Genomic DNA, 23,912 nt, shown 5'->3' with positions numbered 1-23,912 from the left:
AGGTCTTGGCTATTCGGCCGGCACGCGGAAGCCGAAATCTCCGTAAAGGCTGCGCTCGGACGACCGTTTTTCCGGCCGGCGGCGCGTCAGCGCCAGGAGGAACCCGACGGAGATCGCTACGGCGATCATCGACGAACCGCCGTAGGAGATCAGCGGCAGGGTCATGCCCTTTGCCGGCGCGAGCTCGAGATTGACCGAGATGTTGATCAGCGACTGCAGCCCGATCAGAAGCACGAGGCCGGAGATGGCGAGCCGGGTGAAATCGTCACGCTCGCGGCTGGCATGGGTGAGACCGCGCAGCACGATGAAGGCGAAGATGACGACGAGTGCCATGCAGAAGATGATGCCGAACTCTTCCGCCGCCACCGCGAAGATGAAGTCCGTATGGCTGTCGGGCAGGATTCGCTTGATCGTGCCTTCGCCCGGACCACGGCCGAACCAGTCGCCGCGAATGATGGCTTCGCGGGCGGTGTCGACCTGATAGGTGTCGCCCTCGCCGGTCAGGAAGCGATCGATACGGCCCTGCACGTGCGGGAATGCCGTGTAAGCGCCCAGAATGCCGCCGACGCCGACGACGCCGAACAGAATGATCCAGAACCAGGGCATGCCGGCCATGAAGAACATGCCGCCCCAGATCGCCGCCACCAGAACGGTCTGTCCAAGGTCGGGCTGGGCCAGCAGCAATGCGGAGATGATGCCGAAAAGAATGATCGCGAAGAGATTGCCGGGAATTTCCGGCCGCCGGCTATGCTCGGAAAAGAGCCACGCACACAGAATGACGAATGCCGGCTTCATGAACTCCGATGGCTGGATCGAAATGCCCGAAAGCGAAATCCAGCGCCGCGAGCCCTTCACTTCCACGCCGATGAAAAGAGCAAGCACCATCATCAGCGTCGCGATGCCGAAGATGACAAGTGCCGCTCGTCGCACCTGTCTCGGCGTCAGGAACGAAACGCCGATCATCACGGCAAGCGTGGGAAGCAGGAACACCGCGTGGCGTTTCACAAAGTAGAAGCTATCCAGGCCGATGCGCTCGGCAACCGCCGGGCTGGCGGCGAAAGACAGCATGAATCCGAGCGCCATCAGGAGAACGAACGCGATCAGGAACACGCGGTCGATCGTCCAGAACCAGTCGGCAACAAGTCCCCGTTCCGCTCGGCTTACCATCTCAGTCGCTCTCCTTGGCGAAAGGCACCAGCATCTCGACACCGTCGAGACCAGCTACGGCCGCGACGAACGCATCGCCGCGAACCTCGAAATTCCTGTACTGATCGAAACTTGCGCAAGCCGGGCTGAGCAGCACGACCGGCGCGCCGGCGGTACTCTCAGCAGCGTCGCGCGCGGCATGAGTGACGGCGAGATCGAGCGTGCCCGAGATTTCGTAGGGCACGGCCTCGCCCAGAGTGGCGGCAAAATCGGGCGCGGCCTCACCGATCAGATAGGCCTTGGATATCCGGCTGAAGAACGGCTGCAGTGATGTGATGCCACCCGCCTTCGGCAGGCCGCCCAGAATCCAGTGGATGTCGGTGAAGCTCGACAGCGCTGGCGCCGCCGCATCGGCATTCGTCGCCTTGGAGTCGTTGACGAAGACGACCGCGCCACGGCGGCCGACCGGCTGCATGCGATGCTTGAGGCCCGGGAAGGTGCGGATGCCGTCCTCGATCTCTGCCTCGCTCAGGCCGACGGCGAGGCAAGCGGCAATGGCAGCTGCCGTGTTCTGGGCATTGTGGGCACCCTTCAACGTCGGGTGATCTGCAAGATCGACAATCGTGCGCTCGTCGGTGCTGCCCGCCTGCACGATGCGGTTCGATTGCGCAAACAGGCCATCGGCCAGCGCGCGCTCCTTTGAGATCCGCACGAGCTTAGCCCCGGACGTCCCGATCCGCTCTGCAATAGCAGCAGAGAAATCGTCGTCGACACCGACGATCGCAACGTCGGAACCGGCAACGAGCCGTTCCTTGATCGCCGCGTAATTTTCCATGCTGCCGTGCCGATCGAGATGATCAGGCGACAGGTTGAGAAGGATGCCGGCTGTCGGATCGAGGCTCGGCGCCAGGTCGATCTGATAGGAGGAGCATTCGACGACAAAAAAACGGTGCGCCGCGGGCGGATCGAGCGACAGCACGGCGGTGCCGATATTGCCGCCAAGCTGCGTGTCGCGGCCGCTCGAGGCAAGAATATGCGCGATCAGGGCCGTCGTGGTGGATTTGCCGTTCGTGCCGGTGATGGCGACGAACGGCGCATTCGATTGGCTTGCACGTCGTTCGCGGCAGAAGATTTCGATGTCGCCGATGATCTCGACCCCCGCCTGGCGGGCAAGGTCCACGCTCCAGTGCGGCTTTGGATGGGTGAGCGGCACACCGGGCGAGAGCACGAAGGATGCGATTTCGGACCAGTCGATCTCGCGCAGATCATGCGTGACGATGCCCTCGTCACGCGCCCGCTGCACCGATTCCGGATTGTCGTCCCACGCAACGAGGTTCGCTCCACCGGCGACGAGGGCGCGGGCGGTGACGATGCCCGAACCGCCGAGACCGAACAGTGCAACCTTCTGACCAGTGAATGTGGTGGCCGCGATCATGGCTCAGCGCAGCTTCAGCGTTGCAAGGCCGACAAGGGCCAGAATGATGGCGATGATCCAGAAGCGAACGACGACCTGGCTTTCCGTCCAACCCTTCTTCTCGAAGTGATGGTGGATCGGCGCCATGAGGAAGACGCGCTTGCCCGTGAGCTTGAAGACGCCGACCTGGATCATGACCGACAGGGCCTCCATGACGAAAAGGCCACCGATGATCGCCATGACGATCTCGTGCTTTGTGGCGACGGCAACCGTGCCGATCAATCCGCCAAGCGCGAGCGATCCCGTGTCGCCCATGAAAATGGCGGCGGGCGGCGCGTTGAACCAGAGAAAGCCGAGCCCTGCCCCGATGACGGCGCCGAGCACGACGGCAAGCTCTCCCGTGCCGGGCACGAAATTGATCTGCAGATAGTCTGAAAACAGCGCGTTGCCGGTGAGATACGCGATCACGCCAAAGGCGCCTGCCGCGATCATCACCGGGCCTATGGCAAGACCGTCGAGACCGTCGGTCAGGTTCACCGCGTTGCCGGCGCCCACGATCACGAACGCACCGAAGACGACGAAGAAGAGCCCGAGATCGAGGAAGAAATCCTTGAAGAACGGAAAGGCGAGCGAGGACCCGAAGGTCAGGCTGTCGGCGGCGGTCGATGCAAGCGTCGTGCGCATGATGAAGTAGACCGCGATGCCGGCGATGACGAACTCGATGCCGAGACGCGCCCTGCCCGAGAACCCCATATGGGACTGCTTCGTCACCTTGAGATAGTCGTCGTAAAAGCCGATCGCGCCAAAGCCGATCGTCACGATCAGCGTGACGAGCACGTAGATCGACGACAGGTCCGCCCAAAGCAGCGACGCACCAATGATGCCTGACAAGATCATCAACCCGCCCATGGTGGGCGTGCCGGCTTTCTTGAAGTGCGTTTGCGGACCGTCGGCACGGATCGGCTGGCCGCGACCCTGGCGGATGCGCAACGAGGCGATGATTCGGGGTCCGAACAGGAAGACGATCAGAGCCGAGGTGAAGAGCGATCCACCCGTTCTGAACGTTATGTAGCGGAAAAGATTGAAGACTTGCAGTTCATCCGCCAGTCCTACAAGCCACATCAGCATGGGTGTGTCGTCCTTTGCCTCTTCAATCGCCTGAATCGGCTTCCGGCACGGCCGGAAACTTGTCAAGCAAGGCGGAAACGACCGCGCCGAAGCCGATCCCGAGTGATGATTTGACCATGATGGCATCGCCCGCTTGGACGGCCTTGGTCACGAGAGGCACGAGTGACGCGGTGGTCTCGCGATACTCGCATGCGATTTCGGATTTCAGCGCCTGTTCGAGCGCCTTCATTTCCGGCCCGGCAAGATAGACCCGATCGATCTTCGCCTTCTTCAGAGGCTCGACGAGTTCCTCGTGGAGCTTGGGCGAGAAGCGGCCGAGTTCGAGCATGTCGCCGAGTACGGCGATGCGCCGCCCGTTCGGACCGAGCGTCGCATAACCGAGCAGCGCGATGGCCGCCCGCATGGAGGCAGGATTGGCGTTGTAGCTTTCGTCGATCAGCGTGAAATTGCCCGACCCGTTCTTCAGCCGGTACTGTGCGCCACGACCCTTCTCTGCCCGGAAGTCGGCCAGTGCGCCAGCAATCTTCGCCAGGTCGGCACCAACGAGATAGGCAGCGCCGAGCACGGCCAGAGCATTTTCGACGACATGCCGACCGGGGGTCCCTATCTTCACCGCGACATCCTCGTCGCCGATCCGCGCTGTCAGGCAGGAGCAGGTCGCATGAAGCTGGACCCGTTCAAGCCGGAAGTCGGCCTCCCGGCTTTCGCCGAAGCTGTGGATATGCGCGACACCGGCAGCGACGGCGGCGTCCTGCAAAACACCGAACTTCTCGTTGTCGCGGTTGAGAATGGCATGTCCATCCGGCTCGACGCCGAGGAAGATTTCCGCCTTGGCGGCGGCGATCTCATCAAGGCTCTTGAAGTTGCCGAGATGGGCGGCGGCAATCGTCGTGATGATTGCCACATGCGGGCGGACCATCTTGACGAGTGGCGTGATCTCGCCCGGGTGGTTCATGCCGATTTCGAACACGCCGAAGCGGCAATCGGCCGGCATCCGGGCAAGCGTGAGCGGCACGCCCCAATGATTGTTGAACGAAGCCACGGCCGCATGGGTCGTTCCGACGGCCGAGAGGCAATGCTTCAGCATGCCCTTGGTCGTCGTCTTGCCGACGGACCCGGTGACGGCGACGATCTTGGCCTTGCTACGCGCCCTTGCGGCCTCGCCGAGCAGGCGAAGAGCCTCCAGAACATCCTCGACCACCACCATCGGCGCCTGGATGTGCCCGAGGGCCGGCAGCTTATCCTCGCCGACGACCAGAACGGCGGCACCGTTGGCAACGGCCGCGCTGACGAAATCATGTCCGTCGAACCGGTCACCCTTGATCGCGAAGAACGCATCGCCCTCGCCCGCCGTGCGGCTGTCGATGGAAATTCCGGTGATGCCGCTCGGCATGTCGCCGACGGGGCGCCCGTTCGTTGCTTCGATAAAAGTTTTGAGCGTCCAGAGCGGTGTCATTGCGCATGCGCTGCGAGTGCAGCCCTTACCTGTTCGTGATCCGAGAATGGCAGTGTTCTGTCGCCGATGGTCTGGCCGTTTTCATGGCCCTTGCCGGCGACGATGAGCGTGTCGCCCTTCTTGAGGAGGCCGACAGCTGCGCGGATTGCCTCTGCCCTGTCGCCGATCTCCGTTGCGCCAGGAGCAGCAGCCAGAATCTCGGCGCGGATTTCGCCAGGCACTTCCGAGCGTGGATTGTCGTCCGTCACGATCACCACGTCGGCAAGCCGTGTCGCGATCTCGCCCATGATCGGGCGCTTGCCTCGGTCGCGGTCCCCGCCGCAGCCGAAAACGACGACGATGCGGCCCGTCGTGAACGGACGCACTGCTTTCAAGACATTTTCCAGCGCTTCGGGCTTGTGCGCATAGTCCACATAAGCGGGCGCGCCTTCCTGTGTGGTGCCGACAAGCTCCAGTCGTCCCGAAGCGCCTTCGAGCCGCTCCAATGCCGCCATCGCCTGGTCGGGTGCAACGCCGGTCGAGATTGCAAGACCGGCCGCAACCAGCGCGTTGGACAATTGAAAATCGCCGGCGAGCGGCAGGTCGATTTCGTAGATCTTGCCGGCATGGTGGACTTCGGCGAGCTGCCGCTGGCGCTGATGCTCGACACGCTTCAGAGCAAGGAAATTGCCGCCCCGGCCAACGGTGCGCACATCGAGCCCGGCATCGCGCGCAGCAGAAATGACCGGATCGGAATAGGCATCGTCGGAAAAGATGATTGCGGGCGCGCCCTTCGGCAAGAGAGCCGTGAACAGGCGCAGCTTGGCGTTCAGATAGTCCGTGATGTCGGCATGATAATCGAGATGGTCGCGGCCGAGATTGGTGAAGCCGCCGGCCTGCAGCGTCACGCCGTCCAGCCGGTGCTGGTCGAGCCCGTGGCTAGAGGCCTCCATCGATGCGTGCGTCACACCTTCCGCCGCAAGCTCCGCCAAAAGGCGATGCAACTCGACCGGATCCGGCGTGGTGAGTGAGCCATAATCATTGCGGGATGGCGACACGACGCCGGTCGTTCCGATCATCGCAGCCGGCAATCCAACGCTCGCCCAGATCTGGCGCGTAAAGGATGCAACGGACGTCTTGCCGGCCGTCCCGGTGACCGCCACCATCGTCTTCGGCTGAGCGCCTGCGATGCGTGCCGCAGTCCTTGCCAGAAACGCACGTGGTTCCTTCACGCGGATTGTCGGTGCCTTCACGGTCAGGGCTGCATCATCAGCAGCGACGACGGCAACGGCGCCCCGCGCCAGCGCATCCGCGACATAGGTCGCACCATCGGCTTTAGAGCCGGCAAGCGCCGCAAAAAGATAGCCAGGCTGAACCTTGCGGCTATCTGAAGCGATGCCCGCAACCTCCGGATTCCCGTCCATCCCCTCCGGCGTCTCGATACGCGCTTGCGCGTCGATGCCGACGAGTTCGTGAAGTCTCATAGCCCACGTCCACTGGTTGCCGCCCCGCTCGATGCGCGCCGCGATCCGCGCGACGGGGCGTAAGTCTTGAAAGATCTGACCGCTTGAAGCCGTCAGATCATGTACGCGTCAGGGCGCCGTTCATTGGCGCTCAATAAGACACCAGCATGGCAGAGCCATCCCGTCCGTATTTGGGCTGCACGCCGAGCAACGACGCCGAGCGGCGAATGATTGCCGACACGGTCGGCGCGGCATTCAAGCCGGCGGTTGCCGCGTGCTGGCCTTCCTCAGGCTTCGGTTCGTCGATGACGACCAGGACCACATATTGCGGCGCATCCATCGGGAACGCGGCGAGATAGGCGTTGAAACGCACGTCGCTGGAATAGCGGCCGTTGACCACCTTTTCCGCCGTGCCTGTCTTGCCACCCACCCGGAAGCCTTCAACGTCGGCGCGCCGGCCTGAGCCTTCGAGCGAGTTCAGCCGAAAGAGTTCGCGCATGTCGGCGCTGGTCTGAGGGTTCACCACCTGAACCGCGTGCGCCATCGCTTCTGCTTCTGTACGCGGCAGGAAGGTCGGCTGAATGAGCTTGCCACCATTCATCAATGCAGCTGCAGCGACAGCCGTCTGGAGCGGCGTTGTGGTGACGCCATGGCCGAACGAAATCGTGATGGAATTGATCTGCTTCCATTCGCGCGGCTGGAGCGGCATGGCGACTTCAGGCAACTCGGTCTGCATGCGGGTCAGAAGACCGAGGCGCGTCAGGAATTCTTGATGGCCCTGAACGCCGACGACTTCTGCCATCTTCGCAGTGCCGATGTTCGACGAGTAGATGAAGATTTCAGGCACACTCAGCACGCGGTGCTTGCCGTGGAAGTCGCTGATGGTGTGGCCGCCGATACGGATCGGACGCGACGCATCGAAGCTGTCGCCCATCCGCACCCGGCCGCTATCGAGCGCCATCGCCGTGGTGAAGGTCTTGAAGGTCGAGCCCATTTCGTATGTGCCCGCCGACATGCGGTTCATACGATCCTTCTCGAGAGCCTGAGACGGGATGTTCGGATTGTAGTCGGGCAGCGACGACATGGCGATGACTTCGCCGGTATGAATATCGAGCACCACGGCGCCGGCCGCAATTGCATCGTACCGTTCCATCGCAGCAGCCAACTCGTCGCGCACGATGTGCTGAACGCGCAGATCGACCGACAGCGCGACCGGCTCCATCTCCTCGTCGACCGTCATGCCGAGGTCGAAGAGATCGGCAAGCCCCTGGCTGTCGAGATACTTTTCCATACCGGCAATGCCGCGATTGTCGACATTGACGTGGCCGACGATATGCGAGGCTGTCGTTCCACCTGGATAAAAGCGGCGCTTCTCGGGACGGAAGCCAATGCCCGGAATGCCGAGCGCCATGATATCGGCCTGCTGCTTCGGCGTAAGCTGACGACGCAGCCACTGAAAGCCCGAATCCGACGACAGCTTGCGATGCGTCGTGCGGATATCGAGATCCGGCAGCACGGTCTGCAGTCGTTCGATCGCCTCGTCGGCATCGACGATGCGGCGCGGTTCGGCATAGAGCGAGACGGTGCGGATGTCGGTTGCAAGGATTTCGCCATTGCGATCGACAAGGTCCGGGCGCGATGCAAGCAGCATGTCCGCCCGCGGAATGCTCGCGGTCGCCTGATCGTCAGCCATGCCATATTGCACAAGCCGGCCGCCGATGACGACATAGAAGGCGCAGAAGCAGAACATCGCGATCATGACGCGCGACTTCGCCTCGCGGCCGCTGCCCTTGCGCGCCGTCAATGCCGCCTGACGGCGCTTTTCCAGCATGCGGTTGAAGATGTCGGGCTTCTTCATCAGCGCACCACCGAACCTGTGATCGTGGGATCTGCGAAATCGTCGAAATCCTGCGCGATGAGTTCTTCGATCTGCAGCAGCTTCTGCGGCAGCTCGTTCGGCTGCGCAATCTGCGGCGGATCGATATTGCCAAGCTGCAGGTCTTCCTGGAAACGCGCGACGAGCTGCTCAAGCCGGACCGGCTGGTTCAGCAGGCTCCAATCGGCCTCGAGCAGATCGATCGTCTGCCGCTCGAGCTGGATCTGCGCCTGCAGTGCACGGACTTCACCGAGCTTCTCCTCGGCACGATGCTTGATCTGATAGGTAACGGTCGCCGCCCCGATCATCGCCACCACCAGGAAAAAGTTGAAGGGCTTCAGCATCGTCTCATCCACCAATCGCATTAAGTTCGGCAAGGTCCGGCAGGCCAAACACGGACATGTCTGCGCGCTGCGCTTGCGCCTCGGTCCGTTGACCGCTTCTCAATTTCGCCGAGCGCGCGCGGGGGTTGTCCGACAGTTCCTCGTCACCCGGCGTGACCAACCCTTTGCCCACGGGCACGAAGGTTGCCGCAATCAGTTCGACCTGCGGCAGATGGCGCGAGCCGCCGGCCTTGCCGCTGCGTTCGGCAAAGAACCGCTTCACGATCCGGTCTTCAAGCGAGTGGAAGGTCACGACCGCGAGCCGCCCACCGGGCTTCAACGCGCGTTCAGCAGCGATGAGCGCCGCGACCAGTTCGCCAAGCTCGTCATTGACGTAGATGCGCAGCGCCTGGAACACGCGGGTTGCTGGGTGGATCTTGTCCTTGGCCTTGCGCGGCGTAACGGTTTCGATCAGTCGGGCGAGATCGCGCGTGGTGCTGAACGGTTCTTCGACGCGCCGTTTTTCGATGGCGCGGGCAATGCGCCCGGCTTGGCGCTCTTCCCCGAGGAACCCGAAGATACGCGCGAGATCGCCGGCCTTCAGGCGGTTGACGACATCAGCCGCTGAAACGCCCGCGCGCTCCATGCGCATGTCGAGTGGGCCATTCTTCTGGAAGGAGAAGCCGCGATCGGCCTCGTCGATCTGCATGGAAGAAACGCCGATATCGAGAACGACGCCGTCCAGGCCACCCTTTGGCGCGAATTGGTCGAGAAGCGAGAACCGGGACTGGTGAAGTGACAGCTTGCCTTTCCAGGCGTCAACCAGCGGCTGGCCACCCGCGATCGCACCGGGATCGCGATCCAGTGCGACGACATCGGCGGCGCGCTCGAGCAACGCCGTGGTGTAGCCGCCTGCCCCGAACGTGCCGTCGAGAATCACCTTTCCGGCCTCGGGCTGCAGCGCATCGAGCACTTCCTGAAGAAGAACCGGGGTGTGACGGGCCGGTCCGCCATCAGCGTCCGGCCGGCCGTGGCCGGCGAAATCGCCTGTGCCCGCCATCACCCCGTAGCTCCCGCCGATGCGATCTGCGCCCGCGCCGCATCCTGCATGCGCTGGAAAGCCGGCGGCTCCCACAGCTGGAAATGATCCGACCGCCCGACGAAGGTGACCTCGTCTGAAAGATTGGCATAGTCGCGAATAAGGTCCGTGATCATCAGTCGCCCTTCCCCGTCCAGTCGAAAGAACGAACCGCCGCCGTGAATGAGCAGCGACAATTGCTGTGCCCGCGAAGAGAAAGGATCGAGCGTCGAGATCTGCCGCTCGTAGCGGTCGAGAATATCCGGCCCGCCGAAGCAGAACGCCGGATAGAGAAAATCCTGAAAGCCGTAGAGATCCTCGATCGACTGCCGCGCCATGACCGTGCGGAAAATCGCCGGCACGGACACCCGCCCCTTCGCGTCGATCTTCTTCGTCTGGCTGGACAAGAACCGGTTCATCGCTTGCCGCGTTCATGTCCTGCTGCACGGCCCATGCCATAAGTCCCCCGAAACGCCGACGATGACACAAGCAAACGACACCACCCGAGACACTCGCAAGCCCCGGCCGCCTCAACGCATCCGTACGGAATATGAACAATGATCGGGCAGCGACGCGCCCTTCAAAACTGTGCATTTGGGATAACATGGGACATTTTGGGCGTCAATGGGAACGCTCCTTGAAGTGGCGACGCAACAGCACGGATTCCGGCATTCGCGATGATGCGAAAACATGCTTAAGGAACGGTTACGAAGAGCCGGCAAACCGTTGCTCCGACGACGTTTGCCGCCGAAGTCGGACCGCTCACGCGCTCTGTTTTGCAGGGAATTTGCCAGTCGGCCTGTAAGCCGGGTTCTGTATGGCCCGACGTCTCGAGAGACGCCGAACGCGGCAGCCATTCATCTGGGACGGAACTTGCGTTCCGCCTCGCGCAACCCACCCGGATGACCGGCCCGGAAACGGGCTGGCTGCCCTCGCGGGCGGCCGCGTCATCCCTATTCGGTCTTGCTCCCGGTGGGGTTTACCGTGCCGTCCCTGTCGCCAGCGACGCGGTGGGCTCTTACCCCACCCTTTCACCCTTACCTCGCCGGAGCGAGGCGGTTTGCTTTCTGTGGCACTTTCCCTAGGGTCGCCCCCGCCGGACGTTATCCGGCACCGTGTTTCCGTGGAGCCCGGACTTTCCTCACCCCGCGGCCTTTCGACCTTTTGCGGAGCGCGGCTGCCCGGCCGACTGGCGGCTCCTGATAGCCTTGAAAGCCATCTCCGGTCCAGCGCGTTCCGACCGTTCGGGCTGCAAAAACGAAACCGGGCCCCTCCGTGAGGAGAGACCCGGCCTGTTGCCCCAGACATCCGAGCGCGAAGCGGTTGAGTCTCGCGCCCGAATTCGGGTATCGAAAATCCGTCAGAGATCACTGAAGAAGTGCACTCACCTTGCTGCAATAGCGCGCCGAAACCGGGTTCATGCGCTTGGCACCATGGCCGGCATTATACTTCAAGATCGTTCCGCAGGTCGAGCCGTCGCTGAGGCTCTGTGCCTTTGCGAGGTAGCGCATTCCGTACTTGATGTTGGTTTCCGGATCGTAAAGAGCGCTGCGCGAACCGGAGTAACCCATCATCCGTGCCGTCGACAGTTTCAGTTGCATGAGGCCGATCTCGCCAGCCGCTCCGGTCGCGTCCGAACGGAAGTTGCTTTCGACGCGAACCACTGCGTGCGCGAGGCTCTCCGAAATGCCATGCGCTTCAGCATAGCTTGAAATCAGGCTGCCATACGGATTGGCAGCGTAACCGGAAACACGGGTCTGCTCCTGGATCGGCTTCTCGGTCGTTTCAGTTGTTGCGCCCTGGCTGGATGCAGCTTCCGTCGACGCATCGGCTTCTCCAGCATCTCCGCTTTCAGCGGCTTCCTGCTCAGGCTCGGCGGCGGGACGGGTCGGACGTTCGACATAGCTGTCCATGACGGGTCCGTGCTGCGACTGGTGGAACATCGGCTTGACCGCCCGTGCCTCGGATGACGCCGCTGCGGCTGTTTCTCTCGCTTCGCCAGCTGCATCGGTCTCTGCCAATGCCCAACCTGCGACAAGCACGTTCAAAAGGGCTGCCGACGTCGCCGTCAGTACAAATTTCATCAGTAATATACTCCACAGAACAGGAACGAGCCTGCCCTATGGCAATAGGCAACGCCCCCGAAACACCCAGTTCAGACCAGTCACAACCACGATGCCCCGAGGTCTCGTGACCGGCCACGACAATGGCGAGGGATGTATAGGGCTCTGGAGGGCGAGTTTATGACCCGCCAAATAACAACATGTTGCAGAATGTTAAATCGCCTATTGTGCATATGACGATGCAGCGAATTTATCTGTATTTTGGCAATGCCTGAAGCAAGCGATGCAATGTATCTATCGTTGAGCTGTCGGCAATCCCGTCAACCAGAGCGGGCCGGAAATGGCGCTGGAACGCTTTGGTTACCTGCTCGGTCGCGATGCCAAACAGGCCATCGATTTCAACGCTGTAGCCATAAAGAGCGAGCATTGACTGATAGGCCTCGATCGGCGCACCGGCATCGCCACGCTGAAAGAAGCGCCCGCCGGTGATGGGCGCCGGCTCGACATAGTGCCCGATGCCTGCCCGAAACAATTCGGCCCAGGGAAATTTTTCGCCAGGATCCTGTTTTCGGGATGGCGCGACGTCGCTGTGGGCCAGAATCCGCTCAGCAGGAATGTGGCGACGCCGGCCACAGTCGATGGCAAGCGCCTTGATCGTCTCGATCTGGGGCGCGGCAAATTCGGGATATCCGAAATCATGCCCGGAATTAGCGATCTCAACGCCGATCGACCGGCTGTTGATGTCGGGCACACCATGCCACGCGCTGATGCCCGCATGCCAGGCGCGCTTGTCCTCCGGCACGAACTGCAACAGCGTGCCATCGAGCTTCACGAAGTAATGGCAGGAGACGGAGCTTTCGGCGATCGTCAGCCGCTTGATGGCGGCATCTTCATCTTCCATCCCGGTATAATGCAGGAGCAAGACGTCGATCGGACCGCCATCCACACGATCGTTGAAATTCGCGGCAGGGTGCACCGCGCTGACAAGATCGCAGTCGGGGGAGAAGGGTTCCAAATGACTTTCACTCATGCAGCGATGCGGTCTCGCTCGATCGCTTCGAACGCTGCGTTGAGCTTCGCGGTGCGGTCCGTGGCGATAGTGATGAACTCTTCCGGAACGCCACGTGCCAAGAGCCTGTCAGGATGGTTTTCTGCGACAGCGCGGCGATAACGCCTCTTGATCTCGGCGAGGTCGGTGTCTCGTGTGACGCCAAGGATCAGATAAGGATCGAAGCCATCGACATGGACGTGCCGCGCCATGATGCGGGCGAACTGGTCTTCATCAATGCCGAAGATCTCGGCGACCCGCTGCAAGAACCCAAGCTCGCGCTCGTGGATGGCGCCGTCGGCCTTGGCGATGTGGAACAACCCGTCGAGAATGTCCTCGAGAATGAGACAGCGCTCTTCGCCGCCTTCGCAGAGCCCGCGCAGCCGTCGCGCATAGTGCTCAAAGCCCGCAACGTCCTGCTTGGCGAGGTTGTAAAGCCGCGCGACGTTCTCTTCTTCCTGCTGAGGAATCGAGAATATGTCCCTGAAGGCCTGCACTTCAGCATTGCTGACAACGCCGTCGGCCTTCGCCATCTTGGCGGACAGCGCGATCATCGCCACGGAAAAGGCGACACGGCGGCGCGTCTCCGGATCTCCTTCGAACAGCGTGCGCACAGCTTCGATGACGCGAGAAATGGCGTCAGAAGCGGCGTCGCCGACGAGTTCGATGAGTCTGGCCCAGAAAGACATCGCCAGAAACTATTCGATTTGAGGGGACGAATCGAGATGGAAAGTTGCCTCACCTGCCGCATCGCAGCAGAGCGCGGAAGAACACAAAAAAGGCCGGCGCAAACGCCGGCCTATCTTGGCTATCCGCCGAAGCGGAAAGCGAAGGGTATTACTGTACCGGTGCCGGTGTAACGGCCGGATCTTCAGCCGGTGCGGCCGGGGCTGCAGGCTGTTCCATCGGCGCCGTGTTGTCGACCGAACCCGTTGCATTTTCGTCGACGTTGTCGCTGCAGGCCGCAAGGCCCAGCGTGGAAACGACAAGCGCGGCAGAGATCAGAAACTTACGCATTTTATTGCTCCTTTTTCTGTATTCGATAGCGCTACAACGGCAGATGTAGTGATGCGTTCCCTTGAAAACAGACGGCGTCACAACAACAGAGGTTACGCATCGAAATATTACCCTAAGTAATATCGCGTGAGGCTACCGACGCGGAAACGCACCGCTGGACAGGCGCAGCATGGCGGGGCATCACAAGCAAAACAGGGAACGCGGGACAACGAGCTTATGCAGGCTGAGTGGGACTTCTGGATCGACCGCGGCGGCACCTTCACGGACATCATCGGGCGATCGCCGGACGGCACGCTGGTGCAGAAGAAGCTGCTTTCGGAAAATCCCGGCGCTTATGCCGATGCCGCGATCGAAGGCATTCGCCAATTGCTGGGTCTTGAAGCCGGAACACCGCTGGCAGCCGACCGCATCGGCCGGGTCAAGATGGGCACAACCGTTGCGACCAATGCCCTATTGGAGCGCAAGGGCGACCGCACGGCTCTCGTCATTACCAAGGGGTTCCGCGATGCGTTGCGCATCGCCTATCAGGCGCGGCCGGATATCTTTGCCAAGGAGATCATCCTGCCCGAGCAACTCTACGCCCGCGTGATCGAGGTCGACGAGCGCGTTCGCGCCGACGGCACTGTCGAGCGTGTGTTCGATCCCGCATCGCTCGAGGCCGAGTTGCAGGCGGTGCGAGACGACGGGATCGATGCGGTCGCGATCGTCTTCATGCATGCCTGGAACTTTCCGGCGCACGAAGCGGCGGCAGAAGAACTTGCGCAGTCGATCGGCTTTTCGCAGATCTCGGTCAGTCACAAGGTCTCGCCGCTCGCGAAACTCGTTGGCCGTGGCGATACCACGGTGGTCGATGCTTACCTTTCGCCGATCCTGCGCCGCTATGTCGACCGCGTCGCAGGCGAGATTGCCGCCGGAGACGGCGCCGAATTCGACCGCATGCGCCTGCAGTTCATGATGTCTTCCGGTGGGCTCGCCGCAGCCGATTTCTTCCAGGGCAAGGATGCAATCCTGTCCGGGCCGGCCGGCGGCGTCGTCGGCATGGTCGAAACCGCGAAGGACGCCGGCTTCAGACGCGTCATCGGCTTCGACATGGGCGGCACCTCCACAGACGTTGCCCATTACGATGGGGAGTATGAGCGGACCTTCGATACCGAAGTGGCCGGTGTGCGCGTGCGCGCGCCGATGATGCGCATCCATACGGTCGCCGCAGGCGGCGGATCGATCCTTCATTTCGAGGCCGGCCGTTTTCGTGTCGGTCCGGATTCGGCGGGCGCCGAGCCGGGGCCGGCCTGCTATCGCCGCGGCGGCCCGCTTGCCGTCACTCACGCCAATGTCATGCTCGGCAAGCTCCAGCCCGACCACTTCCCATCGATCTTCGGCCCGAACCAAAACGAGCCGCTGGATGTGGACGTCGTCGCCGCACGTTTTGAGGAACTGGCCGACGAGATCGAGCGCGTGACCGGCGAGCGCCGGTCGCCGGAGCAGATCGCCGATGGCTTTGTCAAGATCGCGGTCGAGAACATGGCCAACGCGATCAAGAAGATTTCGGTGCAGCGCGGTTACGACGTGACGCGCTACCTGCTCAATTGTTTCGGCGGCGCCGGCGGCCAGCACGCCTGCCTCGTTGCCGATGCGCTCGGCATGGAATCGATCCTCATTCACCCATTCTCAGGGCTGTTGTCTGCCTATGGCATCGGCCAGGCGACGCTGTTTGCCTCGCGCGAGCAGGCTCTTATCGTTCCTCTTGCTGCGACAAGCGTCGATCGCACCACTCAGGAGATCGAACGTCTCTCGGCCGAGGCCATCAGGGAAATGATCGCGCAAGGCGCGACGGACGCTAGGATCGAGACGCGCGCTCTGCTGCATCTTCGTTATGATGGCACCGACACCGCGCTGCCGGTCGTCTTTTCGGGCGACATCGATGCTGCGCGCAAAGAGTTCGAGCAGGCGCACAAGGCGCAGTTCGGCTTCATCTACCCCGACAAACCGGTTATCATCGAGGCGGTCGCCGTCGAAGCGAGCGAGTGCCCGGCGGTCGCAACGACGACAGAGGCGTCTGCCGCAACGACGCTCGCTGTCGGCGATGGCCCCACGCGCCGGCTCTACTCCGCGGGCGCGTGGCATAACGCCCGCATTGTTCGGCGCGAGGAACTCGCTCCCGGTGCCAGCCTGCGCGGCCCAGCACTTCTGATCGAGCCAAACCAGACGATCATCATCGAGGACGGCTGGAGCGCGACCGTCACGCCCGGCAACGACGTTCTGCTCTCGCGGCACGAGAAGATGCAGCGCGCAGATGCGATCGGAACCGAAAAGGCCGATCCGGTCATGCTCGAAGTGTTCAACAACCTCTTCATGGCGATCGCTGAAGAGATGGGCATCACGCTTCAGAACACGGCCTATTCCGTCAACATCAAGGAACGGCTCGATTTCTCCTGCGCCATCTTCGACCGCAGCGGCGCCCTCGTCGCCAACGCCCCGCACATGCCGGTTCATCTGGGCTCGATGGACCGGTCCGTCGAGACGATCATCCGGCTGAACGGCAGCGCGATGCGCCCCGGCGACGTTTTTGCGCTCAACGCCCCCTATAATGGCGGCACCCACCTACCGGACATCACGGTCGTCACGCCTGTGTTCGACGATGCGGGCGAAGAGATCCTCTTCTATGCAGCGTCGCGCGGCCACCATGCCGATGTTGGCGGATCAGCGCCGGGCTCGATGACGCCACTCGCCACGACCGTGGACGAGGAAGGCGTGCTGATCGACAACTTCAAGCTCGTCGACGAAGGGCGCTTCTGCGAGGACGAGCTCGTCGAACTTCTGACGAAGCACCCCTATCCGGTTCGCAACGTCCACCAGAACGTCGCCGACCTAAAGGCGCAGATCGCCGCCAACGAAAAGGGCGTCGCCGACCTGCGCCGGATGATCGCCAATTTCGGGCTGGATGTCGTGGAAGCCTATATGGGCCACGTCCAGGACAACGCCGCCGAAAGCGTGCGCCGCGTCATCGAAGCGCTGTCCGACAGCGAGTACGAATATCCGACCGATACCGGCCAGGTGATCAAGGTCAAGATCAGCGTCGATCGGGAGAAGAGAGAAGCGACGGTCGATTTCACCGGCACGTCACCGGTCATGGCCAACAACTTCAATGCGCCGGAACCCGTGACGCGGGCCGCTGTCCTCTATTGCTTCAGGGTGATGGTTGAGGGCTCGATCCCAATGAATGCGGGGTGCCTGCGGCCGATCAACATCATCATCCCCGATGGCTGCATGCTGAAGCCCGCCTATCCGGCCGCCGTCGTTGCCGGCAACGTGGAAACCTCCCAGCACGTGACGAATGCTATCTTTGCTGCCTTGGGCGCCTTGTCGAACAGCCAGGGCACGATGAACAATCTGACATTCGGCAATGAGACCTACCAGTACTACGAGACGATCTGCTCCGGCTCGTCCGCCGGCTACCGCGCAGACGGCAAGGGTTTCAACGGAACATCCGGCGTCCATACCCACATGACCAATTCGCGCCTGACGGACCCCGAGATGCTGGAAATGCGCTTTCCGGTACTGCTCGAGGATTTCCACATCCGCGCCGGTTCCGGCGGCAAAGGCGCGTTCCATGCGGGCGATGGCACCAAGCGGACTCTGCGCTTCCTGGAGCAGATGGACTGCGCGATCCTCTCCTCGCACCGCAGAAACCCGCCCCGCGGCATCAAGGGCGGCGGCGACGGCGAATGCGGCAAGACCGAAGTGCGCCGCAAGGACGGATCCATCGAAACGCTGCACGCCTGCGACCAGACAGTACTACAGCCTGGCGAAGCCGTGATCATCACGACACCGACAGCGGGCGGCGCAGGCAGCACGGCATAAGCCGGCACAACCGAAAATAGTTCGCCACGGGCTCGCTACGCGATGCCCGTGGCCATGATCGATAGATCTCAGGTTTGCAACTGGAGTTCGGCTAACCAGCCAAAAGAGCTTCGGATCAGGCCTGATAGCGCTTGGGAAGCTTGACGATTGCTGCGCTGGCGGCAACGGGCAGTGCCTCGTTTTTGCGTTGCCGATTGCGCGTCTCGGCAATGACGGACGGCACCTGGTCTACGGGTACGGGCCTTGAGAACAGGAATCCCTGGACATCGCCGGCGCCTGCCTTGCGGATGAATTCCAATTGGCTTTCGGTTTCGACGCCCTCCACCGTGGTGGAGATATCGAAGGCCTGCGACAACTTCATGATGACGCCGACAAGTTCCGCCTCGCGCTCGTCCGTCAGCATGGATTCGGTGAACGACCGATCGATCTTCAGCGTGTCGAGCGGGAAGCATCGCAAGTGGCTGATGGACGAAAAGCCCGTGCCGAAATCATCGAGCGCCAGCTTCACGCCGAGCGCTCTGAGGCGGGAAAGACTGCCGCGCACCACATCCACGTCGACACTGAAGAGAGATTCGGTGAATTCGATGGTGAGTCGCCGCGCATTGAGGCCGGTTTCGGCGAGCGTCCGCTCCACCATCGCAACAAAGCCCACATCCTTAAACTGCTCGCCCGCAACGTTCACCGACACGCCGACATCGGCAGGCCACAGGCTTGCATGGCGGCAGGCTTCCGCAAGCACCCATTTGCCAAGCGGCACGATGAGGCCCGATTTCTCGGCGACGGGAATGAACATGTCGGGACGAACGACGAGGTCGCCGCGCTGCCACCGCACCAGCGCCTCGAAGCCCTTGACCCGGCCGGTTTCCAGATGGACGATCGGCTGATATTCGAGGAAGAACTGCTGCTCCTCGATGGCGAGCCGCAGGTCCTTTTCCATCATCATGCGCTGCTCGGCCTCATAGGCGAGCGTGCTGTCGTAGAGGACGAAATGACTGCCGGGCACTTCCTTTGCGCGGTAAAGCGCCAGATCGGCGCGGCGCAACACATCCGACATGGTCTTGTCGTCGGGGCCAAGCCAAGTCACGCCGATGCTGCCGCCAGTTGCAAGCCGCAGGTCTCCCAGTTCGAACGGAAACGAGATCAGCGAAACGAGCGCATCGCAGAATGCGTTGATGACCTTGGCTGACGGTCCACCACTCCACAGGATGACGAATTCGTCGCCTCCGAGCCGGTAGATGCCCTGTTCCGGACCGCTGGCCGCCCGCAGCCGATCGGACAGCGCAAGCAGGATCGCATCGCCGACATTGTGCCCCATGGTGTCGTTGATGAACTTGAACTTGTCGAGATCGAGCAGCATCAGCGCCGGCCGATTGTTCGGCCCGACACCCTCGGCGATCCGGTCGAGCACGTCGCACTCCAGCGCGTGCCGGTTCTTCAGCGATGTCAGGGAATCGTGAAACGCATTGTGCTCGAGCGTGTGTTCGGCTTCGATGCGGCGCTCTAGCTCGGCAACGAGCCGTGCGCGGGATTCGCCGACCTTGAAGAAGGTGTAGCCCATCAACGCCGGAAAGAGCGCCACGGCCGTGTAGACGGGATTGGTCTGGACCAGCGACGTGAAAGGCTCAGCGCTTTGGATCACCGCTGCATCGTAGGCGAAGGCCGCTGACGTGAAAATCGAGCCGAAAGCCGTGCCAGCGAAGGCATAGCGCGCTCTTATGCTCGTAATGACGTCCGAAAGCATCCACCATCCCGATCTTCATGATCCCGATCGTGAAAAATCTACCATTTCAAGCATTAAGCATTGGTTAGCGTAGAAACTGGATAAAGTTTGATGAAGCGTTAAAACAAGCCTCAAAATTTTAGAGGATGCTTGGACACATCATCGACTTCCGTCGCGTCCGGCTGCGCCGTCACAGGGCTGTAATGTCGCCCCGCTAGGCAGTTTTCCCATCGAAGCGCGAGGGAGAATCGCCTGCCATGACCGGTATCACGCGAGGCCTGCCCGGCCGGAAGACCCGCCATATCCGCGACGCCGTGTTGCGTCACTCGCCGATCAGCAAGGCCGGTCTTTCCGAGCGCCTTTTTGCCTTCGTGTTTTCGGGTCTCGTCTATCCCCAGATCTGGGAGGACCCGGAGGTCGACATGCAGGCCATGGCCCTGACGCCGAAAAGCCGCATCGTCACCATCGGTTCGGGCGGCTGCAACGTTCTGTCCTATCTCACTCGGGCACCGGCGCGCATTGATGTGGTCGATCTGAACCGCGCGCATATCGCCTTGAACAAGCTGAAGCTCGCCAGTGTTGCGCATCTTCCGAGCCAGAGCGACTTCTTCCGCTTCTTCGCAGGCACGCACCAGTCGCACAACAGCCTTGCCTACCACCAGTTCGTCGCACCGCATCTGGATGCGCAAAGCCGCGCCTACTGGGAAGGTCGCGGGCTCAACGGGCGGAAACGCATCACGATTTTCAATCGCAATTTCTACCGAAGCGGGCTTCTCGGTCTCTTCATCTCCGCCGGCCACCTGGCCGCACGGCTCCATGGCGTGAACCCCGCAGAGATCATGCAGACGCGCTCCATGCGCGAGCAGCGACAATTTTTCGACGAGCACCTCGCGCCGCTCTTCGACAAGCCGCTCATCCGCCTGCTGACGCGCAGCAAGGCATCGCTGTTCGGGCTCGGCATCCCGCCTGCCCAATATGAAGAGCTGGCTGCGGCGGACGCAGAGATGCGCGTGACCAACGTCTTGCGAGCGCGCCTCGAAAAACTCGCCTGCCATTTTCCGCTGGAAGACAACTATTTCGCCTGGCAGGCATTTGCCCGGCATTATCCGGAGCCGGACGAAGGGTCGCTGCCGCCTTACCTGCAAGCCCGGCATCATGCGACCCTGCGAGAGAACGCCGGTCGTGTCTTCGTCCACCACCAGAGCTTCACGACGCTGCTTGCCGACAAGCCTGCGTCGTCGGTCGATCGTTACATCCTGCTCGACGCCCAGGACTGGATGAGCGACGCGCAGTTGAACGCGCTCTGGACGGAAATCTGCCGGACGGCCGCGCCAGGCGCGCGTGTCATTTTCCGAACGGCCGGTGAACCCTCCATTCTTCCAGGCCGTCTCCTGCCCGTCCTTCTCGACCAGTGGAATTACAACGCAGCCGCCAGCGCGGAAGGCCACGCGCGCGATCGCTCCGCCATCTATGGCGGCCTCCATGTGTATGAGCGCAAAGGCGCATGATGGGGCTGGAACGCACGCAATCCGCCGAGCACGCGGTGTTGATGGACGGCGTCTACCGCTATCAGCGCCACATCTACGATCTGACGCGCAAATACTTCCTGCTTGGACGGGATCAGATGCTCGACGCGTTGGCGGTCCCGAGCGGTGGCACTGTGCTGGAACTTGGCTGCGGTACAGGACGCAACCTCCTGGCCGCCGCGAAGCGCTATCCCGATGCCCGCTATTGCGGCATCGACATCTCGCCGCAGATGCTGGAGACCGCGAGAGGCAACATCGATCGGGCCGCACATGCCCGAAAGATCATCGTCGCGGAAGGCGATGCGACGAATTTCGACTGCCAGGCGCTCTTCGGCTTCGACAAGGCCGACCGCGTGTTCATCTCCTACGCCGTCTCGATGATCCCGAGCTGGCAGCAGGCGATTGCCGCAGCACTCAAGGCCACCAAACCCGGTGGCTCCGTCCACATCGTCGATTTCGGCCAGCAGGTTGAATTGCCGCCGGCATTTCGCCGACTGTTGAGGGCGTGGCTGGCGCGGTTCCACGTCACGCCGCGCGCCGAACTTTTTGACGCTGCCAAACTGGCTGCGGCCGGCGAAGGCGCGCATGTGGAAGCCCGAACCCTCTTCCGCGACTATGCGAGGATCGTCGTCATCACGCGGGCGAATGGTCGCTGAGCTGCCGCTTTAGTCGGCGGGTACGAGCCGTTAGGAAGGGAGCGATGATTCCCCTCCTGATTCGCGGAGCCTAGATGATAAGACGCGCCGGCATTCTCCTGATCCTGGTCATGACGGCCGCTCTTTCAGCCTGCAGCACCACCGCTACCGATATCCTCCACATCTCTCCGGTCAACGCTCCCCGCTTCGGCGACAACGACCCGCAGGATTTTGCCCGGTCGCCGTCGACCTATGCGGTCCACGGTATCGACGTGTCGAAATATCAAGGCACGATCGACTGGCACACGGCCCGCGCCGCAGGGGTCTCCTTCGCCTTCATCAAGGCGACAGAGGGCGGCGACATGTTCGACCCGAAGTTTGAGGAATACTGGGCAGGCAGTCGCGCAGCCGGCATTCCGCGCAGCGCCTACCACTTCTTCTATTTCTGCCGTCCGGCCATCGAACAGGTGCAGTGGTACATCCGCCACGTTCCGCGCGAGCGCGATGCCCTGCCGCCCGTGCTCGACATGGAGTGGAACCACCTGTCGCCGACATGCCGCCTGCGCCCGCCGCCGGAGAAAGTACGCAGCGAAATGCAGGTGTTCCTGAACGCGCTCGAGCGGCACTACGGCAAGCGCCCGATCATCTATACGACAATCGACTTTCACCGGGAGAACACCGAGGGCCACTTCCTCGACTACCCGATGTGGCTGCGCGCCGTCGCGGAGCATCCCGATACGCTCTACCCCGGACATTCCTGGACGTTCTGGCAGTATACGGGCACGGGCATCGTGCCGGGCATCACAGGCAACACCGACATCAACGTCTTCAACGGTACCATCGAGCAATGGCGGCGTTGGCTGTCCAATGCGACGAGCTGAGGCAAAGCGAACGACCTGCCACAACTGAGCCAATATCCGCCTGCATTGCGAGCGCGGGACATCGACGGATACCAGCTGGGGAACCAAGCCTATGACGATCACGACATCTGCCAGGAAGAGCCTTCTCGGCATCGGAACCGGACTTCTCGCAACGCTGATGGCGACGAGCGCCTTCGCCCAGCAGTGTGGCGGAGATTTCGGGCAGTTCCTGCAGGGCGTACGCGCCGAAGCGGTCGCTCAGGGCCTATCGCCGGAAGCAGCGGATCGGGTGCTTGGCAGCGCGCGCCAGGATCAGCAGGTGCTGAACCACGATCGCAGCCAAAGCGTCTTCCGCATGAACTTCATCGAGTTTTCGCAGCGGATCATCAGCAACAATCGCATGCAGCAGGGCCAGGCCATGCTGCAGCGCCATGCCTCCGTCTTCGCGCGCGCAGAACAGGAATTTGGTGTACCCGGACCGGTTATTGCCGCCTTCTGGGGCCTGGAAACCGATTTCGGTGCCGTTCAGGGCGACATCAACACCGTCAATGCGCTTGCGACGCTTGCACATGATTGCCGTCGTCCCGCGCTCTTCCGTCCGCAGCTGATCGGCGCCATTGCCATGGCCGAACGCGGTGACCTCGACCCCGCGACGATGACGGGCGCCTGGGCCGGCGAGATCGGACAGGTCCAGATGCTGCCGGCCGACATCATCCAATTCGGCGTCGACGGCGATGGCGATGGCCATGTGAACGTCAAGACGAGCAGTGCCGACGCGATCCTGACGGGCGCCAACTTCATCCGCAGCCTCGGATGGCGCGCTGGCGAACCTTGGCTCCAGGAAGTCACCATTCCGCAAAGCTTGCCTTGGGAGCGCACCGGTCTTTCCGGCGGCGCGACCGTCGGCGAATGGCAGTCGCTCGGGGTTTCACCCCGCAACGGCTCTCTGCCCGATGCCGGCATGCAGGCACGTCTGATCATGCCGCAGGGCCGCTTCGGCCCCGTCTTCCTGGCCTATCCGAATTTCGACGTCTATCTCGAGTGGAACCAGTCCTTCATCTACACAACGTCAGCAGCCTATTTCGGCACGCGTCTCGCAGGTGCTGACAGATATGCTGCCGGCAATCCACCTGCCGGTCTCAGCGCCGAGCAGATGATGGACCTGCAGCGCCGCCTTCAAGCGCGTGGTTACAATGTCGGCGACATTGACGGCATTCTCGGTGCGGGCACCCGCGATGCGGTGCGCGCCGAGCAGCTTCGCCTCGGCATGCCCGCAGACGCATGGCCGACGCCGGAACTGCTCGCTCAGCTCTGACGGA

General features: G+C 62.2%; 18 protein-coding genes, 1 other RNA gene and 1 pseudogene. 5 read left to right on the top strand and 15 right to left on the bottom strand.

What is annotated here, in order from left to right; all coding sequences use genetic code 11:
* Positions 1-9: 9 nt before the first annotated feature.
* The 14 genes and pseudogenes from ftsW to D5400_RS08220 all read right to left on the bottom strand — a co-directional run bounded on the left by ftsW (position 10) and on the right by D5400_RS08220 (position 13,991).
* A complete protein-coding gene (ftsW, locus tag D5400_RS08285; RefSeq protein ID WP_126009437.1) occupies positions 10-1,167 on the bottom strand; it encodes a putative lipid II flippase FtsW in 1,158 nt (385 codons plus the stop codon).
* 1 nt (position 1,168) lies between these two features.
* Positions 1,169-2,581, bottom strand: coding sequence for a UDP-N-acetylmuramoyl-L-alanine--D-glutamate ligase (gene murD, locus D5400_RS08280; protein ID WP_126009436.1), 1,413 nt, complete (start codon positions 2,579-2,581; stop codon positions 1,169-1,171).
* Positions 2,582-2,584: 3 nt separating this feature from the next.
* Complete coding sequence (mraY, locus tag D5400_RS08275) at positions 2,585-3,688, bottom strand: phospho-N-acetylmuramoyl-pentapeptide-transferase (RefSeq protein WP_126009434.1); 1,104 nt, start codon at positions 3,686-3,688, stop codon at positions 2,585-2,587.
* A 22-nt stretch (positions 3,689-3,710) separates the two neighbouring features.
* Entirely contained in the window at positions 3,711-5,144 is a 1,434-nt protein-coding gene (locus D5400_RS08270; protein WP_126009432.1) for a UDP-N-acetylmuramoylalanyl-D-glutamyl-2,6-diaminopimelate--D-alanyl-D-alanine ligase, read from the bottom strand.
* Positions 5,141-6,547, bottom strand: a complete 1,407-nt coding sequence (locus D5400_RS08265) for a UDP-N-acetylmuramoyl-L-alanyl-D-glutamate--2,6-diaminopimelate ligase (RefSeq protein ID WP_245451537.1) — start codon at positions 6,545-6,547, stop codon at positions 5,141-5,143. The genes D5400_RS08270 and D5400_RS08265 overlap by 4 nt, the downstream gene beginning before the upstream one ends.
* Before the next feature lie 190 nt (positions 6,548-6,737).
* The gene (locus D5400_RS08260) at positions 6,738-8,417 is read right to left on the bottom strand and encodes a peptidoglycan D,D-transpeptidase FtsI family protein (protein WP_245451536.1); all 1,680 of its coding nucleotides are present in this window, start codon (positions 8,415-8,417) and stop codon (positions 6,738-6,740) included.
* Positions 8,418-8,443: 26 nt separating this feature from the next.
* Entirely contained in the window at positions 8,444-8,806 is a 363-nt protein-coding gene (ftsL, locus tag D5400_RS08255) for a cell division protein FtsL (RefSeq protein ID WP_126009426.1), read from the bottom strand.
* A 4-nt stretch (positions 8,807-8,810) separates the two neighbouring features.
* A complete protein-coding gene (rsmH, locus tag D5400_RS08250) occupies positions 8,811-9,845 on the bottom strand; it encodes a 16S rRNA (cytosine(1402)-N(4))-methyltransferase RsmH (RefSeq protein WP_126009424.1) in 1,035 nt (344 codons plus the stop codon).
* The gene (gene mraZ / locus D5400_RS21505) at positions 9,845-10,282 is read right to left on the bottom strand and encodes a division/cell wall cluster transcriptional repressor MraZ (RefSeq protein ID WP_126009422.1); all 438 of its coding nucleotides are present in this window, start codon (positions 10,280-10,282) and stop codon (positions 9,845-9,847) included. The genes rsmH and mraZ overlap by 1 nt, the downstream gene beginning before the upstream one ends.
* Before the next feature lie 367 nt (positions 10,283-10,649).
* Positions 10,650-11,056, bottom strand: an RNA gene (gene rnpB / locus D5400_RS08240) — RNase P RNA component class A.
* Positions 11,057-11,230: 174 nt separating this feature from the next.
* Positions 11,231-11,704: pseudogene (locus D5400_RS08235) on the bottom strand (lytic transglycosylase domain-containing protein); the annotation flags it as partial.
* Between the two features lie 472 nt (positions 11,705-12,176).
* Positions 12,177-12,941: an N-acetylmuramoyl-L-alanine amidase gene (locus tag D5400_RS08230; RefSeq protein ID WP_425364920.1), complete on the bottom strand. Its 765-nt coding sequence runs from the start codon at positions 12,939-12,941 to the stop codon at positions 12,177-12,179.
* An 11-nt stretch (positions 12,942-12,952) separates the two neighbouring features.
* On the bottom strand, positions 12,953-13,663 hold the full coding sequence (locus tag D5400_RS08225; protein WP_126009418.1) for a J domain-containing protein: 711 nt from the start codon (positions 13,661-13,663) through the stop codon (positions 12,953-12,955).
* A 148-nt stretch (positions 13,664-13,811) separates the two neighbouring features.
* Positions 13,812-13,991 (bottom strand): hypothetical protein, encoded by a 180-nt coding sequence (locus D5400_RS08220; RefSeq protein WP_126009416.1) that lies wholly within the window; start codon positions 13,989-13,991, stop codon positions 13,812-13,814.
* 216 nt (positions 13,992-14,207) lie between these two features.
* Between D5400_RS08220 and D5400_RS08215 the strand changes: the two genes are divergently transcribed.
* The gene (locus D5400_RS08215; protein WP_126009414.1) at positions 14,208-17,852 is read left to right on the top strand and encodes a hydantoinase B/oxoprolinase family protein; all 3,645 of its coding nucleotides are present in this window, start codon (positions 14,208-14,210) and stop codon (positions 17,850-17,852) included.
* Positions 17,853-17,967: 115 nt separating this feature from the next.
* Here D5400_RS08215 and D5400_RS08210 read toward each other — a convergent pair whose 3' ends face one another.
* Positions 17,968-19,593, bottom strand: coding sequence for a putative bifunctional diguanylate cyclase/phosphodiesterase (locus D5400_RS08210; protein WP_126009412.1), 1,626 nt, complete (start codon positions 19,591-19,593; stop codon positions 17,968-17,970).
* 236 nt (positions 19,594-19,829) lie between these two features.
* On the opposite strand from D5400_RS08210, the gene D5400_RS08205 reads away from it, so the two are divergent.
* From D5400_RS08205 to D5400_RS08190, 4 genes are all read left to right on the top strand, one after another.
* Positions 19,830-21,080: a BtaA family protein gene (locus tag D5400_RS08205; protein ID WP_126009410.1), complete on the top strand. Its 1,251-nt coding sequence runs from the start codon at positions 19,830-19,832 to the stop codon at positions 21,078-21,080.
* Positions 21,077-21,754 (top strand): class I SAM-dependent methyltransferase, encoded by a 678-nt coding sequence (locus D5400_RS08200; protein WP_126009408.1) that lies wholly within the window; start codon positions 21,077-21,079, stop codon positions 21,752-21,754. The genes D5400_RS08205 and D5400_RS08200 overlap by 4 nt, the downstream gene beginning before the upstream one ends.
* Before the next feature lie 74 nt (positions 21,755-21,828).
* Positions 21,829-22,614, top strand: coding sequence for a glycoside hydrolase family 25 protein (locus tag D5400_RS08195; protein WP_126009406.1), 786 nt, complete (start codon positions 21,829-21,831; stop codon positions 22,612-22,614).
* 97 nt (positions 22,615-22,711) lie between these two features.
* Positions 22,712-23,908 (top strand): lytic murein transglycosylase, encoded by a 1,197-nt coding sequence (locus tag D5400_RS08190; RefSeq protein WP_425364919.1) that lies wholly within the window; start codon positions 22,712-22,714, stop codon positions 23,906-23,908.
* Positions 23,909-23,912 lie beyond the last annotated feature (4 nt).

Source organism: Georhizobium profundi (genome assembly GCF_003952725.1).
GTDB lineage: Bacteria > Pseudomonadota > Alphaproteobacteria > Rhizobiales > Rhizobiaceae > Georhizobium > Georhizobium profundi.
The sequence above is the reverse complement of the archived record's forward strand: the minus strand, read 5'-3'. Positions and strand labels throughout refer to the sequence as shown.

Excerpts from the sequence above, each read along its gene's own strand:
- ftsW (WP_126009437.1), bottom strand. The coding sequence starts at position 1,167 with ATGGTAAGCCGAGCGGAACGGGGACTTGTTGCCGACTGGTTCTGGACG.
- D5400_RS08215 (WP_126009414.1), top strand. The coding sequence starts at position 14,208 with ATGCAGGCTGAGTGGGACTTCTGGATCGACCGCGGCGGCACCTTCACG.
- D5400_RS08205 (WP_126009410.1), top strand. The coding sequence starts at position 19,830 with ATGACCGGTATCACGCGAGGCCTGCCCGGCCGGAAGACCCGCCATATC.
- D5400_RS08210 (WP_126009412.1), bottom strand. The coding sequence starts at position 19,593 with ATGCTTTCGGACGTCATTACGAGCATAAGAGCGCGCTATGCCTTCGCT.
- D5400_RS08220 (WP_126009416.1), bottom strand. The coding sequence starts at position 13,991 with ATGCGTAAGTTTCTGATCTCTGCCGCGCTTGTCGTTTCCACGCTGGGC.
- D5400_RS08195 (WP_126009406.1), top strand. The coding sequence starts at position 21,829 with ATGATAAGACGCGCCGGCATTCTCCTGATCCTGGTCATGACGGCCGCT.
- D5400_RS08260 (WP_245451536.1), bottom strand. The coding sequence starts at position 8,417 with ATGCTGGAAAAGCGCCGTCAGGCGGCATTGACGGCGCGCAAGGGCAGC.
- mraY (WP_126009434.1), bottom strand. The coding sequence starts at position 3,688 with ATGCTGATGTGGCTTGTAGGACTGGCGGATGAACTGCAAGTCTTCAAT.
- D5400_RS08265 (WP_245451537.1), bottom strand. The coding sequence starts at position 6,547 with ATGGACGGGAATCCGGAGGTTGCGGGCATCGCTTCAGATAGCCGCAAG.
- mraZ (WP_126009422.1), bottom strand. The coding sequence starts at position 10,282 with ATGAACCGGTTCTTGTCCAGCCAGACGAAGAAGATCGACGCGAAGGGG.
- rsmH (WP_126009424.1), bottom strand. The coding sequence starts at position 9,845 with ATGGCGGGCACAGGCGATTTCGCCGGCCACGGCCGGCCGGACGCTGAT.
- D5400_RS08270 (WP_126009432.1), bottom strand. The coding sequence starts at position 5,144 with ATGACACCGCTCTGGACGCTCAAAACTTTTATCGAAGCAACGAACGGG.
- ftsL (WP_126009426.1), bottom strand. The coding sequence starts at position 8,806 with ATGCTGAAGCCCTTCAACTTTTTCCTGGTGGTGGCGATGATCGGGGCG.
- D5400_RS08225 (WP_126009418.1), bottom strand. The coding sequence starts at position 13,663 with ATGTCTTTCTGGGCCAGACTCATCGAACTCGTCGGCGACGCCGCTTCT.
- D5400_RS08200 (WP_126009408.1), top strand. The coding sequence starts at position 21,077 with ATGATGGGGCTGGAACGCACGCAATCCGCCGAGCACGCGGTGTTGATG.
- murD (WP_126009436.1), bottom strand. The coding sequence starts at position 2,581 with ATGATCGCGGCCACCACATTCACTGGTCAGAAGGTTGCACTGTTCGGT.